At 42.8% G+C, this 13,715-nt stretch carries 15 protein-coding genes; 13 read left to right on the top strand and 2 right to left on the bottom strand.

Annotated features, from left to right (window positions below; translation table 11 throughout):
- Positions 1–396 precede the first annotated feature (396 nt).
- Positions 397–1,032, top strand: coding sequence for a hypothetical protein (locus ACQKC9_RS01970; protein WP_427620303.1), 636 nt, complete (start codon positions 397–399; stop codon positions 1,030–1,032).
- A gap of 180 nt (positions 1,033–1,212) precedes the next feature.
- Here the strand turns inward: ACQKC9_RS01970 and ACQKC9_RS01965 are convergent, their stop codons facing one another.
- Positions 1,213–1,851: a TetR/AcrR family transcriptional regulator gene (locus ACQKC9_RS01965; protein ID WP_427620302.1), complete on the bottom strand. Its 639-nt coding sequence runs from the start codon at positions 1,849–1,851 to the stop codon at positions 1,213–1,215.
- Between the two features lie 380 nt (positions 1,852–2,231).
- On the opposite strand from ACQKC9_RS01965, the gene ACQKC9_RS01960 reads away from it, so the two are divergent.
- The 7 genes from ACQKC9_RS01960 (at position 2,232) to ACQKC9_RS01930 (ending at position 10,912) form a co-directional block, all read left to right on the top strand.
- Positions 2,232–3,383 (top strand): acyl-CoA dehydrogenase family protein, encoded by a 1,152-nt coding sequence (locus ACQKC9_RS01960; protein ID WP_427620301.1) that lies wholly within the window; start codon positions 2,232–2,234, stop codon positions 3,381–3,383.
- A 96-nt stretch (positions 3,384–3,479) separates the two neighbouring features.
- Positions 3,480–4,688: an acetyl-CoA C-acetyltransferase gene (locus ACQKC9_RS01955; RefSeq protein ID WP_427620300.1), complete on the top strand. Its 1,209-nt coding sequence runs from the start codon at positions 3,480–3,482 to the stop codon at positions 4,686–4,688.
- Positions 4,689–4,793: 105 nt separating this feature from the next.
- Complete coding sequence (locus ACQKC9_RS01950) at positions 4,794–6,947, top strand: 3-hydroxyacyl-CoA dehydrogenase NAD-binding domain-containing protein (protein ID WP_427620461.1); 2,154 nt, start codon at positions 4,794–4,796, stop codon at positions 6,945–6,947.
- Entirely contained in the window at positions 6,940–8,064 is a 1,125-nt protein-coding gene (locus tag ACQKC9_RS01945) for a CaiB/BaiF CoA transferase family protein (RefSeq protein WP_427620299.1), read from the top strand. Before ACQKC9_RS01950 ends, ACQKC9_RS01945 begins: the two co-directional genes overlap by 8 nt.
- A gap of 303 nt (positions 8,065–8,367) precedes the next feature.
- Positions 8,368–9,072: a hypothetical protein gene (locus ACQKC9_RS01940; protein WP_427620298.1), complete on the top strand. Its 705-nt coding sequence runs from the start codon at positions 8,368–8,370 to the stop codon at positions 9,070–9,072.
- A 310-nt stretch (positions 9,073–9,382) separates the two neighbouring features.
- Positions 9,383–10,387 carry a 23S rRNA pseudouridine(2604) synthase RluF gene (gene rluF / locus ACQKC9_RS01935; RefSeq protein ID WP_427620297.1) on the top strand — a complete coding sequence of 335 codons (1,005 nt, stop codon included), beginning with the start codon at positions 9,383–9,385 and terminating at the stop codon, positions 10,385–10,387.
- An 81-nt stretch (positions 10,388–10,468) separates the two neighbouring features.
- Positions 10,469–10,912 carry an SRPBCC family protein gene (locus ACQKC9_RS01930; protein WP_427620296.1) on the top strand — a complete coding sequence of 148 codons (444 nt, stop codon included), beginning with the start codon at positions 10,469–10,471 and terminating at the stop codon, positions 10,910–10,912.
- 76 nt (positions 10,913–10,988) lie between these two features.
- On the opposite strand, the gene ACQKC9_RS01925 is transcribed toward ACQKC9_RS01930, so the two are convergent.
- The gene (locus ACQKC9_RS01925) at positions 10,989–11,300 is read right to left on the bottom strand and encodes a DUF1244 domain-containing protein (protein WP_427620295.1); all 312 of its coding nucleotides are present in this window, start codon (positions 11,298–11,300) and stop codon (positions 10,989–10,991) included.
- Positions 11,301–11,556: 256 nt separating this feature from the next.
- Between ACQKC9_RS01925 and ACQKC9_RS01920 the strand changes: the two genes are divergently transcribed.
- From ACQKC9_RS01920 to ACQKC9_RS01900, 5 genes are all read left to right on the top strand, one after another.
- Complete coding sequence (locus ACQKC9_RS01920; RefSeq protein ID WP_341609466.1) at positions 11,557–12,078, top strand: hypothetical protein; 522 nt, start codon at positions 11,557–11,559, stop codon at positions 12,076–12,078.
- An 11-nt stretch (positions 12,079–12,089) separates the two neighbouring features.
- Positions 12,090–12,536, top strand: a complete 447-nt coding sequence (locus ACQKC9_RS01915) for a hypothetical protein (RefSeq protein WP_341609464.1) — start codon at positions 12,090–12,092, stop codon at positions 12,534–12,536.
- A gap of 1 nt (position 12,537) precedes the next feature.
- Positions 12,538–12,951 (top strand): Imm44 family immunity protein, encoded by a 414-nt coding sequence (locus ACQKC9_RS01910; RefSeq protein ID WP_427620294.1) that lies wholly within the window; start codon positions 12,538–12,540, stop codon positions 12,949–12,951.
- A 76-nt stretch (positions 12,952–13,027) separates the two neighbouring features.
- The gene (locus tag ACQKC9_RS01905; protein WP_427620293.1) at positions 13,028–13,270 is read left to right on the top strand and encodes a hypothetical protein; all 243 of its coding nucleotides are present in this window, start codon (positions 13,028–13,030) and stop codon (positions 13,268–13,270) included.
- 4 nt (positions 13,271–13,274) lie between these two features.
- On the top strand, positions 13,275–13,400 hold the full coding sequence (locus ACQKC9_RS01900) for a hypothetical protein (RefSeq protein WP_341609460.1): 126 nt from the start codon (positions 13,275–13,277) through the stop codon (positions 13,398–13,400).
- The last annotated feature ends 315 nt before the right edge of the window (positions 13,401–13,715 follow it).

Here is a 13,715-nt window from a genome sequence, read left to right as displayed (position 1 = left end):
GCGTTAATTTTTAATACTTCAACCTTAACATTTCGATGTTGAGCCTCTTTTTAATACATGAATAAATGGTGCATCGAAACGTCTAAGATTGAATGCGCAAAGTGAAAAAGAATTATTCACAAACGGTCACAAATATCGGTATTTATTTTTTGTCATCTGATGTGCTATCATCGTTGAACGATCTATCGTGGGTTTAACAGTTTTGTTATTTCCGACCATGACAATAGTCTCATGGCGGCATGACAAACCTTGCAACTTCCAGCACGATATAAAACAACTCTGGTAAAGCGCATGAGCCTGTACTCCGACAACCTCATTTGTGCCTGATTTTTTGCCTATTTGGGCGTATATCATACTTTTTCGTCGGAGTAACAGGAGTCTAAGGTGTTCAATATCATGAGCCACATTGCTAACCCATCTAAATATACCCGTCGTTATCACCCACGCCATTCTCTAGCGCAATATATCATCAACCAAATAGAGTCGCTTGAGCTGCGTCCGCAAGATATCGTCAAGCAAATGGGCTATCCTCTTAAACACACCATACCTGCCTATGACCGCCTGCGCCATGTACTGTCGAGCAAATTCCTCGGGCTTGATGGTAGCTATATGGACAAGCACTTTACCGCTGATGAGTTTTTAGCAAAACTGTTTGCCGTACTTGAAATACCGTATCAGCCATTCGCAGAAGATATTGCTCAAATTAAATATGACTTGGCGAATTACTCTAATACGCTACCCAGATATAGCTTACGAGCGGAAGTAGATTTTACATTTACGAGTGCTGATAACTGGATGTCTCGTGGCGCGGCTTCACGTTTTGCGCAAGTACATCTGCCTAGCGGTTTTGCCAAACTAGACGATGCTACACGTAAATTAGTAATTCAAGACAGCATCTGTGAGCATTATCAGCAGTATGAGGGCAGTTTGCCATATGACGGTATTATTAAAGGCTATCGACTGACTATTGAACAAAACAACCATGTGGTCGACCATGCAGAGTATGGCGTACCAAAATCTAGCAGTATCTAAAAAGTTTTGAATGTATAAGCAGCACGAGCTGTTAATTACATTGATTGAATAATCACATTGACCGAAAAAAAATATAAAAAAGCCTCACTTTCTCGTGGGGCTTTTTGGTTTTTTACGTTATGTTTTCTTGTAAGAGTCAAACACTGCTAAATATCAATTTTATAAAATTCATTTTAAGCTTCAGGATTCAGGTTTAGAGATGGCGCGCCACAAAATCACAAATAGCGCGTCAAACTCTGCATTTAATGGCGTCTCTGTTTGGCGAATGGTATGCATTAAACCAAGTCGGCTGATAAAGCCCATAAACACATCGAAGAGTATGTGTAGCGGTACAGTATCATTTAGCACACCGCGATTTTGTCCATCTTCTAATACCGCTAAAAACGCGCCAATTAACTCTTTGTTTTCATAGATCGCGATATTACGTATACGCGAGGCCGAGACAGAAGATAGCACCATCACCGCATCTGGATGCGAATCCACAAAGTCAAAGCAGACCCACAACGTCTTACGTAGACGATCTTGTACGCTATCAATCCCTTGCAGATGATCCATAATTCTAGCGGCTAATCTGCCGAGCACAATATCCATAATGGTATAAAACAGCGTTTGCTTATCCCCGAAGTACTTGTAGAGCGTTTGCAAAGAGACGTTTGCAGACTTTGCAATCTGTGCCATCGTCACCTCATTAGCGTCAAATCCTGCAAAGACCTTACGAACGGCTTGCTCAATTTTATCCAAAGTTGCGGGCCGCATATCGGATAGGGGCGCTAGAGATCGAGTTTGCGTGAGGCTATCTGACTGACTAAAGGTTTTCATATTTATCGCTTCTTAAAGTATTGGCTATTTGATACGTCCTACCAGTTAAATGATTTGCTCGATAATTTAACGTGATTAAATTAATAAGTAATGTAAATTACCATTTTTATTTAATTGATTGCGAAGTGGTTTTCCCTGTCCTAGTATAAGACTCGTATATTAATAAATACAAAGAATTCATCGTATATCTATAACGGTAATATAAATTACCATAAATTTTTTAAAACGACTTAGTTATAGTCAGTTCAATATAATTTCGATACAAGGAAACCGAGTGCAAGTTATACATTAGTATGCTTAGCGAGGATGACGATGTAGCGGATTTATATAGACTTGACTATATAGTTGTTATTCACTCCACCTTGTCAAGGATAGACATCATGAGTATCGAAAAGTTCACCCCAAACTGGATGACCGAAGAGCATCAGATGGTGTACGACAGCGCCTTAAAAATGTTTCAATCTTGGGATCCTAAAGATGAGCAATGGCGCAAAAATGGCATGATCGATCGCGCTGCGTGGGAAGAGGCAGGCGAGATGGGGTTCTTGTGTGCAGCGATACCAAGCGAGTATGGCGGCGGCGGCGGGGATTTTGGTCATGAAGCGGCACTTATCTACGCACAGACTGAGGCCAATCAATCAGGATTTGGCGGTATGGTGCATTCAGGTATTGTCGCGCCTTATATTTTAGACCACGGTACTGAAGAGCAAAAACAAGCGTGGCTACCCAAAATGGCAACGGGCGAATATATCGGCGCTATCGCCATGACCGAGCCTGGTACTGGCTCCGACCTACAAAACATCAAAACCTATGCGGTAAAAGATGGTGATGACTACATTATCAATGGTTCTAAGACTTTTATCACCAATGGTCAGCATGCCAATCTTATCCTATTAGCATGCAAAACAGACCGTGAAAAAGGCGCACAAGGTGTCTCACTTATCATTGTAGAAACGGACAAAGTAGAAGGGTTTGAGCGTGGACGCAATCTGGATAAAATTGGTCTGACATCGCAGGATACCTCAGAGCTGTTCTTTAGCAATGTACGTGTGCCACAAACCAACCTGCTTGGCACGGTGGAAGGTATGGGCTTTATCCAGATGATGCAGGAGCTGCCACGTGAGCGCCTCATCATTGCGCTATCAGGGGTTGGCTCGATGAAGCTGGCGATCAATTTAACCTTAGATTATGTAAAAGAGCGCGAAGCCTTTGGCAAACCTATTTGGAAGTTTCAAAATACCCGCTTTAAGATGGCGGAGTGCTATGCCGATTATCTCGCTGCCAGCACCATGTGTGATGCGGCAGTGGATGCGATGTTAGATGGCAAACTCTCTGTACCGCATGCCTCATTGATCAAATATTGGGTCACCGAAAAACAGTGTGAAGTCATCGACGAATGCGTGCAGCTGTTTGGTGGCTATGGCTATATGACAGAGTATCCTATCGCACGTTTATATGCCGATGCGCGCGTGCAAAAAATCTATGGCGGTACCAATGAGATTATGAAAGAGTTGGCATCACGCTTTATGTAGCCGCGTAGCTTATTGATTGGTCACAAGCCCACGTCCTATCTAGCAAGTTAAATAGGACATCAGCACAAAATTTACAAAATAAAAAAAGGATTTTTTATGACTGAGACCGCTTACATTTATGACGCCATCCGCACGCCACGTGGTAAAGGTAAAAAGGATGGCTCGTTGTATCAGGCATCACCGATCTGGCTGACGCGAACTTTGTTAAAAGAGATGCAGCGGCGCCATAATTTGGACACCAGTTTGGTCGATGATGTGGTGCTTGGCTGCGTGACGCCAGTGGGCGAGCAAGGCTCTGATATTGCCCGCATTGCCACTATTGATGCTGGCTGGGCGCAAAGTGTGGCAGGGCTTACCTTGTCGCGCTTTTGTGCCTCTGGTCTGGAGTCTATTAACTTAGCAGCGGCCAAGATCATGTCAGGTATGGAAGACATGGTCTTGGCAGGCGGTGTGGAGTCTATGAGCCGTGTGCCGATGGGCTCCGATGGCGGTGCTTGGTACATGGATCCACGTGTCAATGAAGCTACGCACTTTGTACCACAAGGGGTGGGTGCGGATACCATCGCGACGCTCAAAGGCTTTAGTCGTACAGATGTTGATGCCTTTGCCACTGAGTCGCATCGCCGCGCGGCACAGGCTTGGGAGAACAGCTATTATGACAAATCGGTCGTCCCTGTCACCGATATCAATGGCATGATGTTATTGGACAAAGATGAAACCATCCGGCCCAATACCAATGTCGAGACCTTAGCTGGCCTAAAGCCTTCCTTTATCATGCCGGGCAAGATGGGCTTTGATAGCGTTATCTTGGACAGATATACCACAATTGAAACGGTCAATCATGTCCACCATGCGGGTAACTCCTCTGGCATCGTCGATGGCGCAGCAATTTGCCTGATCGGTAGCGCGGCAGCTGGTCAAAAAGCAGGGTTAAAACCACGCGCCAAAATCACGATGGCTTCAGTTACTGGCTCAGAACCTGCCATCATGCTGACCGGCCCAACGCCTGCCTGCCAAAAAGCCCTTACCAAAGCGGGCATGCAAGCCTCTGATATAGATCTTTGGGAGATTAATGAAGCATTCGCTGCCGTACCGCTTAATACTGCTGATGATTTTGGACTCTCGCTCGATATCGTCAATGTCAATGGCGGTGCAATCTCCATGGGTCATCCGCTGGGTGCAACGGGCGCGATGCTGATGACGACCGTCCTCGATGAGCTAGAGCGCCGCGACTTAAAAACGGCCATGATTACGCTATGCGTGGGCGGTGGTATGGGTATTGCGACCATTATCGAGCGCGTTTAACCTCTGTCTCAACTAGACCAAAAAAATAGACCAAAAAATAATATATACAGAATCATTTAAGGGATAAAAATGATGACAAACAATCAGACAGCAGATAGCGTAAACATGATTAACGAGCAAGAAGGTTTTTCAGCCCAGCGTGACGATGCAGGTATCATCACTGTGATGATAGATCAAAGTAACCGCAAAATGAATATCATCGGTGATGGTTTTGCAGAGGCGTTTGCCACGATAGTCGATAGTTTCATCAATGATGACGCCGCCACAGGCTTGATTCTCACATCGGCTAAAGAAACCTTCGTGGTTGGCGCAGATATCGATCAATTGAACCAGATAAAAACAGCCGAGCAAGCATTTGCACTGACTGAAGAATTAAAAGGTAGTTTGCGTAAGCTTGAGACCTCAGGCAAACCTGTGGTCGCTGCTATGACAGGAACCGCATTAGGCGGCGGTTTAGAGCTTGCACTGGTATGTCATTATCGTATTGCCATTGACACGCCCAAGACTAAACTAGGTTTGCCTGAGGTGAAACTGGGCTTGCTACCTGGTGGCGGTGGTACTCAGCGCTTACCAAGGTTGGTCGGTATTCAAATGGCACTGGAGCTGATGACTCAAGGCAAAGAATTACGACCATCTGCCGCAAAAGACATTGGACTTATTGATGCAACAGCTACTGATCGAGCAGATATGCTGGAGCAAGCTAAAGACTGGATTCAAAATAATCCAAGTGCCCAGCAGCCATGGGATAAGAAAGGTTTTAAAATTCCTGGCGGTGATAGTAAGCATCCAAAGGTAGTGCCTATATTTTCTATCGCACCAGCCATGGCCAACCAAAAGTCACACGGCAACTATCCAGCAATTACTCACATTATGTCCTGTGTGTTTGAAGGGTGCTTAGTAGACATAGATACAGGGCTTGAGATTGAGTCGCGTTATTTTGCCGCTTGTGTGCTGTCGACTGAATCAAAAAACATGATCAACACTCTGTGGACTCAGCTCAACAACATCAAAAAAGGTCAGTCTCGCCCTCAAGGGTTTGAACGGACAACCACTAAAAAAGTTGGTATCTTGGGCGCTGGCATGATGGGTGCAGGCATCGCTTATGTCACTGCCAAAGCAGGAATAGATGTCGTTTTATTGGACACAGATATTGCCAATGCTGAAAAAGGCAAAGCGTATTCTGCTAATATTTTAGATAAAGCCATCAGCCGAAAGCGCGCTACCGAAGAGAAAAAACAAGCCCTCCTAGAACGCATTACGCCAACAGTTTCTTACGATGATTTGGCAGATTGCGATCTCGTCATCGAGGCGGTATTTGAAAACCGAGAAATCAAAGCCAAATGTACCCGGCAAAGTGAGGCGGTGATTTCAAACACGGCTATTTATGCGTCTAATACCTCAACGTTACCCATTACAGGACTGGCAAAAGCCAGCACTCGTCCAAACCAGTTTATCGGTCTGCACTTTTTCTCTCCAGTAGATAAGATGCCGCTGGTTGAGATTATCGTAGGTGAGCACACTGATGATGCAACGCTCGCCAAAGCGTTCGATTATGTGCTCCAAATAGGCAAGACGCCTATCGTTGTCAATGATAGCCACGGATTTTATACCTCGCGGGTATTTGGCACCTATGTATCAGAGGGCATTGCGATGCTAACAGAGGGTGTCCATCCGCGTAGTATCGAAGTCGCCGGTATGAAAACAGGTATGCCTATGCCGCCCTTAGCACTACAAGATGAAGTGTCATTGAGTCTCGCATTGCATGTCAGCGAGCAACAGCAGGCAGATATGGCAGCCGAAGGCAAGTCCGTTGCTGTGCGCCCTTCTTACGAGATACTAAAGACGCTGGTCAATGAGCATGGGCGTGAAGGTAAGAAAAATGGCAAGGGCTTTTACGACTATCCAAAAGAAGGTGATAAGCATCTATGGCCTGAGTTGGTAAATTTATATCCGCCAAAATCTGAGCAACCATCGCAGCAAGATTTGGTGGATCGCCTGATGTTTATTCAAGCCAATGAATCTGCTAAATGCTATCAGGAGAATGTCGTGCGCTCAGTGGCCGATACCAATATAGGCGCTATCTTTGGTTGGGGGTTTGCACCGCAGCACGGTGGTACACTACAGTTTATCAATGCAATGGGCGTGAGTGCGTTTGTTGAGCGTAGCCGTGAGCTGGCTGCGAAATATGGTGAGCGTTTTGGGCCAGCTCAAATCCTGTTAGATATGGCAGCCAAAGGTGAGGCGTTCTCTGATGACTGATGTGCATTTATCAAATCATGATCAAATGGGAGACTGTCTACAAGGGTTACGAGTGGTCGATCTGACTCGTAATCTACCTGGGCCATTTGCCACGCGCCTGCTTGCGGATTTGGGCGCGGACGTCCTTAAAATCGAGCCCAAACAAGGTGATCCTGCTCGGGTATTTGGTGAGCTCTTCGCAGCTCTAAACCACGGTAAGACGACCGAAAAATATGACTTTCATGATCCCAAAGCCATTGAAGCTATAAAAGCACATCTTAAAGAAGCTGATGTAATGCTTGATAGCTTTCGCCCAGGTGTCTTGGCAGAAATGGGGCTAGATGCTAAGACACTCCATGCTATTAACCCAAAGCTAGTAATGGTATCTATTACTGGTTATGGCGTAGCAGACAATTACGCAAAAAAAGGTGCTTACTCAATAGATGGATCTCAAGTGAATCATGACTGGGCCAACAAAGCAGGTCATGATATCAACTTTATGGCCATGAGTGGTGTACTAGATCAGCTAAGAACGGCGCAGGGTGAGCAGGCCATGCCCAATATTCAGTTTGCGGATTTGGCAGGTGGTAGTGATACAGCAGTGATAGCACTGTTGGCTGCCGTATTTGCCGCCCAGCGTACTGGCAGAGGACGACACATTGCTATTAGCATGACGCACAGCCTCTACAACCATATGATTATGCCAAAGGTCACAGGCAAACTGATTAATAGCTTTTCAGGAAATGGCTTAAACGACACTCTCATGCCGCAGAATGACTTTTTGGGTGGTGCATTACCATGCTATCGACTGTACCAAACCGCAGACCATCGTTATATGGCAGTTGGTTCCTTGGAGTTAAAATTTTGGCAAGGTCTATGTGAGGTATTGGAGTTGCCCGCGCTTAAAGCAATACATTGGCAACTTGGTATTATGCCCAATAGACTTGAGAGCCAAACAGCGATCAACATAATAGCGGAAAAGTTCGCCAGCCAAACGCTTGAGCATTGGCAACGTGTATTTGCAGCAACGGATGTCTGTGTGACTCCTGTGCTGAGTTTGCATGAAGCCAAAGCTCACCCTTTATTTGCATGTCAAGATGAACATCATGCAACATCAGGATGGCAGCAAGTGAATTAATAATTGATATGTAAGTAGCTCTGGAGAAAAGTGAAAGTTGGATTAGCACTTGAAGGCGATACCAAGCCGCTGCTGGCTAGTGTCGTCTTTTTAGTCTGTATTATTCTGACTGTCTGTATAAACCAGAGTGATTGAACTTGTATATTTATAACTGTCTATCTAAAATTGCCTGAATAAGAGACAATACGCCCATAAATCCTAAAGTCTTACGGTACTGAAAAATAGTAGCACGTTCAAAAGCTCTTAGAGATGGAGCAACACAGACATTTAATAAATTTAACTCAAGCAAAAAGGCAGTTCTGAATGACCAAACATAACCCGTATAATTTTTTACCTTTGCAGCCAACAGGTAGAAACGAGACCAATACTGCTAATACTTATGCTCCTGAAGATATGATTAAAATATACGAGCAGCAGTTTCTCATTCAAGTGCCTGAAGAAGAGCTGACCAAGTTTTTGCCAGCGTTAAAAGCATTCTATGATATTGACAACCATACCTTAGATGTCAGTGCCATTATTTTTGATGCAATCGCAGACTCTGCTATCATTTATAATCATAAAATCAAAGTCGGCGACTATCAGATATTAGGTGAGTTGATAGAAGAGGCGATTGAATATGATGAAGATAACAAAAGTGATGAAAGCGCTGAGAGTGAAGAGATTCAAGCCTATACATTAGAGTGCCAACGTACATTTTTCATCAATGATGTAGAGATACCTTATCATTTCAACCTGTTCATTTATGGCGATGGTTATTCTACTTTGACCAAAAAAGAAACCGTACTAGAAAAAATGTACTGGTTTGTCAGAGGTAGATTTGAAGAGGATTTATTAGATGACGCTGAAGATAACGACAGCTTAGAATCTATTAGTGCGCAACTAGCCAGTTTAGGTATTCGTGAAATGGATCTGACGACTGTGGATGAGATAATCAGCTATGTAGAAGGTAGCATCATTGACGATCCAATGGTGGACGAGCTTAATAAACTTTTGGATGATGCTGAATAGTGTGGAAGATAAGTTAGTAGAGTGATCAGCAAAAGAACAGATTTGAAAAATTATATAGCTGAAAAACTAGAAAAAAGCCTCACTGCTCGTATGATGCATGGTGAGGCTTTTTAAATTCCTAACCTCATAAACAAGTTCTTTCAACATCATCCAAAATTACATGACGCTATACATTTCTAGGTTTTTACCCATATCCCCTCAAAGGGTCAGGCGATTTCCTATATAATGTGAGCTATTTCGTTATTGTTGATCCATTCAATTTAGGCTTTTTTTAGTAAAAAACGCTTCTTATCAGGTAAAACGGTGCTTTATGTTCAACGCTTCCTCGACTCGTTTAAATAAATACATCAGCGAAAGTGGTATTTGCTCTAGGCGAGATGCTGACCGCTTTATTGAACAAGGTAATGTATACATCAATGGCAAACGTGCGTCGGTCGGTGATCAAGTGGTTGCTGGAGATGCGGTAAAAGTCAACGGGCAGCTTATTGAGCCGCGAGAGCCCGATGATTTTATTTTTATTGCATTAAATAAGCCAGTAGGCATTGTGAGTACTACAGAAAGCTCTGAGAAAAATAATATTGTCGATTTCGTGCGACATAGTTTGCGTATTTTTCCGATTGGCCGTTTGGACAAAGATTCTCAAGGTTTGATCTTTTTGACTAATAATGGTGATTTGGTCAATAAGGTACTACGTGCTGGTAATAATCACGAGAAAGAGTATCTAGTTACCGTAAATAAGCCGTTAACGGATAGTGTTATCGAAGGTCTGGCGGGCGGTGTGCCTATGCTCGGCAAGATGACCAAAAAATGCCCAGTGACTAGAGTAGCTCCTAATGTGTTTAATATCACGCTCGTTCAAGGTCTAAACCGTCAAATTCGCCGTATGTGTGAGCACTTTGGCTACGAAGTCGTCAAGCTTGAACGTACGCGGATTATGAATGTAAGTCTCAAAGGGCTTCCTGTTGGTGACTGGCGAGACTTGACTCCAAAAGAGCTGTCTGTGTTGCTTAAATCTGTAGAAGATTCATCGTCGCAAGACAATCACTCAAATAAGAAATCTCGCAATTCGCCACGAAAAAAACCTCGTGCTGATGCTTCGTCAAAGTCAAAACCATCGACCAAATCAGCAGGTGCAGCAAAGGGGCGTAGCAAATACGCCAAAGATGATGCTAGAAAACCAGCAGGTTCTAAAGGTAGGGATGGACGTCCTACTGGTCGTGGTAAGCCATCAGGGGGTAATGGTAAGTCCGGAGGCAATGGCAAACCTACTACCAATGGCAGGCGTCCTTCAAAGGGACGAGGCTCTTCGCGGTAATAATTTTTCACAATGTGACGGCTATATTTATTTCTAAAATAGCCGTAAGCTAAATAACTTTAATCTTAACGAGATCATATTATGTTTAAAATAAAAGTAGAGCGCATTGTCAAAAAACCGATTGATGAAGTTTTTGAAGCACTGAGTGACCATGCCAGTTATGGCTCATTTAAAGCGGTGGGGGTTGCTAAGTTAGTAGCTGAAGGTAATGAAGAGCGCAATGGCGTTGGGGCTTTACGTAGCATTCAAACGGGACCCGTTAAGTTCTGGGAGCGGATTACGGCGTTTGAGCATCCTACTCATATGCAATACCAAATCGAAAAATCTAAACCTATAAAAATGCAACATGATAAAGGCATCATTGACTTAAAAGACTTGGGCGATGGCACCACACACGTGACTTGGGTATCTGAGGGTCGATTGATGGTACCATTGCCATTAGTCGGTCGCCTATTTGACCGTCAAATGCAGAAACAAGGAACTATAGGGTTTAGTAGCATACTCAAATCTATCGAAAGCCGCTAATTTAGCGGCAATGTTGGGTTTTTTTGATATTACTCTCTAGTGGTGGCTTACTTTATTTACGCTATCACTATCAGTTTTAATCCATTTTATTCTTAGCTGCTTCAATCTCGTTAAAACGCGCTAACTGCTCTGGCGTTGCTTTCTGTTGATACTTCTCTTTCCACTCAGCATAAGGCATGCCATAAACAAGCTCGCGCGCATCCTCGTATTCGATTTCTATACCACGTTCTTCACCAGCCGCTTTATACCATTTGGATAAGCAGTTACGACAAAAATCGGCAAGGTTCATCAGTTCAATATTTTGTACATCGTTACGCTCGTCTAAATGAGCTAGTAAGCGACGAAATGCCGCGGCTTCTAATTCGATGTTTGATTCTAATTTTGCCATGATATTTTCCTAGTTATAATTGAGTCATTTCAAAACTGAAATGATACTAACGATATAAATATTGCGCAACTATGTCGTTGATTAGAATGGACTGTGGTGATAGTCCACTCTAATAGTACTATAACTTTGACAATTGAAATGATATTTCCGCTTTAGAGGGTTAGTTCGAAATGGTCACGTTTTGGTCACGGTGCTGACTTTTAGGCTTTGTAAGTATTTGTAGTGGGAAAAAAGATTCGAACTCTCGACTTCAAGAATGGGTAATGGTCAAAGAGGCGCTATTGGTGATGCGAAAGAAGGAGCATACACTTACAATCCTGATGGTAGTATCACAGGCCCAAGTGGTGGAAGATTAACCAGTACGGGTAAGCGTGACGATAGTGGTAATGAAATCTATAAAAGAGACAGTGGTGGTTACTATGTGATTGATGATAATGGGGTTCAACGGACAACCAACTCGCCTAATGAGCATGGTAATACTTTAGGAAACCAGCCTACCGAAATTTACCAAAAGTATGATGCCGAGGGAAATTACCTAAAAACAGGCATTTCACAAAATGCCAATACTAGATACACAGATGCTGAAATTGACGGTGGAAGAATTAGAGTAATCGGCGAGCGTCCGCGAAATAAAGCTGTCCAGATAGAGCGTAATATAACCGAACGCCATCCAGGACCAGATAATAAGGAGTCATGGGCGGGCAAACGCGATCCCTCTCACCCTAAATACGACCCCAACTATATACCACCACATATAAAAAACAATACTGACGATTAAGGAGTATAACAATGTATATGATTCAATTTGGTGCTCAAAGTGGCAGTACTCAAGCTGACAAAATAATAGGTTCTTATCATCTTTTGTTAAACAAAATATTTTATCAGAAACAGGACGAAAGTGATTATTTTAAAACATTGCTCTTCCTATCCATTGTTTTTAGAGTTAGTGGTAAACATCAAAACTTTGAGTCCGAAGGAGCAGAATTTCTACAAAAGTCAGCAAGTAGGAATGTTTACACTATTGATTTCACCATTCCACAAGAGCGCTGGCAGAATAAAACCGATGTAGAGTTACGCTCATACATTGCCGAAGGGGTCAGATCCTGTTTTGATTTATTAAAACAAAAAGCTATAGAACTTGGTGAAGTCATAGATGAAGATAAGTTAGAGCGTGATTTTGAGTATGGCATGACGCAGTTTATGACTTTGTCACTCCCTGAGCTTAAAGGTAGGTAACATGAAATTATGGATAAGTTCGGAATATAGTGGTGATATTGGTCATGAGATGAGAACCACAAGAAACTTCGTAGAAGATGAAATAAACGTAAAAATCAACGATAAAGATTATGATATCGACTTAGACAAATGGCGCTGCATAGCAATTTTAATGAAAGATAAAGTAGATCAAGAGCGATATTGTGAAATCATAAAATACTCGTCTAAGACTAAGAAAATGGATTTTAAATTACAAATTGACTACCCTGAATTTGTAAATGGAGATGCCAAGCGTCAGCAACAGTTTATCTACGAGATGCTGATGCGAAGTCTAGATTTATTAATTGAAAAGGGACTAAACGAAGCAGGCATTGAAAGCTTACGTCAAGATACACAAAGCGTTGCTTTAAAAAACGGCTGGATAATTGCTCATTAACATTACTGATTGTAGTGTGGGATGAGCCGTACACATAAAAGTTAAGCGCAATTAGATCAGAAAGCTACGATACTTCATGCATCGTAGCTTTTTTTATGTTTCTCACAAAGCCACTGTTGGTCAAGGCGCTATTGTCACAGGGGACGCAGTTACAGGTAAGGACAGCTTAGCAGGCGTCAACCGTGATGCCTTGAATACTGAAACAATTATTAAAGATGTGCAAACGGGTGGACTGGCTGTCGATACGGGTATCGATACTCGGGTGTTGACGAATGCTGGTCGGGCTGAGATTGTTGATGAGCAAAAGGAACTTACCTAAGAATTTGAAAGCTATTGCAGCTATTACAGGTACGGCAGGGCTTGCTGTACCTGCTATCGCAGCGGGAATATTTGATAAAGGTAACAGCAACCCTGACAGTAAAAATAAATCAGGCCTTTTATGTATCTAACAGTCCACAGGTATCATTTACCGTGAGGAAGTTGACGAAATAGGCAATCCAGTTTTAAACGAGCTCATTTGGTGTGATATTAAAAACTTTTTATTCATGGCATCGTTGTATTGTTTAGAAAAAATTTCGATAAAACTGTCTCATTACAGTAAAGTTGCAAATAGCTGGATTACTGACTTTAAGCAGTCTAATAAATTATATCTTTTAGATGTGAATGATTCTGATATGGCATATTACTTAAAAAAAGATATGTTTTACTGTTTGTCAAAAGGAAGAAGTTATTTAATTACTTATAAGCTTTACACCGGGTTTTGT

Origin of the sequence: Psychrobacter sp. NPDC078409 (assembly GCF_050268505.1) — a bacterium.
Lineage (GTDB): Bacteria > Pseudomonadota > Gammaproteobacteria > Pseudomonadales > Moraxellaceae > Psychrobacter.
Note: the sequence above shows the minus strand (reverse complement) of the source record. Positions and strands in the feature narration are given on the sequence as shown.

Bases quoted from the DNA above. Each gene is read 5' to 3' on its own strand.
- ACQKC9_RS01970 (WP_427620303.1), top strand. From the start codon at position 397: ATGAGCCACATTGCTAACCCATCTAAATATACCCGTCGTTATCACCCA.
- ACQKC9_RS01965 (WP_427620302.1), bottom strand. From the start codon at position 1,851: ATGAAAACCTTTAGTCAGTCAGATAGCCTCACGCAAACTCGATCTCTA.
- ACQKC9_RS01960 (WP_427620301.1), top strand. From the start codon at position 2,232: ATGAGTATCGAAAAGTTCACCCCAAACTGGATGACCGAAGAGCATCAG.
- ACQKC9_RS01955 (WP_427620300.1), top strand. From the start codon at position 3,480: ATGACTGAGACCGCTTACATTTATGACGCCATCCGCACGCCACGTGGT.
- ACQKC9_RS01950 (WP_427620461.1), top strand. From the start codon at position 4,794: ATGATTAACGAGCAAGAAGGTTTTTCAGCCCAGCGTGACGATGCAGGT.
- ACQKC9_RS01945 (WP_427620299.1), top strand. From the start codon at position 6,940: ATGACTGATGTGCATTTATCAAATCATGATCAAATGGGAGACTGTCTA.
- ACQKC9_RS01940 (WP_427620298.1), top strand. From the start codon at position 8,368: ATGACCAAACATAACCCGTATAATTTTTTACCTTTGCAGCCAACAGGT.
- rluF (WP_427620297.1), top strand. From the start codon at position 9,383: ATGTTCAACGCTTCCTCGACTCGTTTAAATAAATACATCAGCGAAAGT.
- ACQKC9_RS01930 (WP_427620296.1), top strand. From the start codon at position 10,469: ATGTTTAAAATAAAAGTAGAGCGCATTGTCAAAAAACCGATTGATGAA.
- ACQKC9_RS01925 (WP_427620295.1), bottom strand. From the start codon at position 11,300: ATGGCAAAATTAGAATCAAACATCGAATTAGAAGCCGCGGCATTTCGT.
- ACQKC9_RS01920 (WP_341609466.1), top strand. From the start codon at position 11,557: ATGGGTAATGGTCAAAGAGGCGCTATTGGTGATGCGAAAGAAGGAGCA.
- ACQKC9_RS01915 (WP_341609464.1), top strand. From the start codon at position 12,090: ATGTATATGATTCAATTTGGTGCTCAAAGTGGCAGTACTCAAGCTGAC.
- ACQKC9_RS01910 (WP_427620294.1), top strand. From the start codon at position 12,538: ATGAAATTATGGATAAGTTCGGAATATAGTGGTGATATTGGTCATGAG.
- ACQKC9_RS01905 (WP_427620293.1), top strand. From the start codon at position 13,028: ATGCATCGTAGCTTTTTTTATGTTTCTCACAAAGCCACTGTTGGTCAA.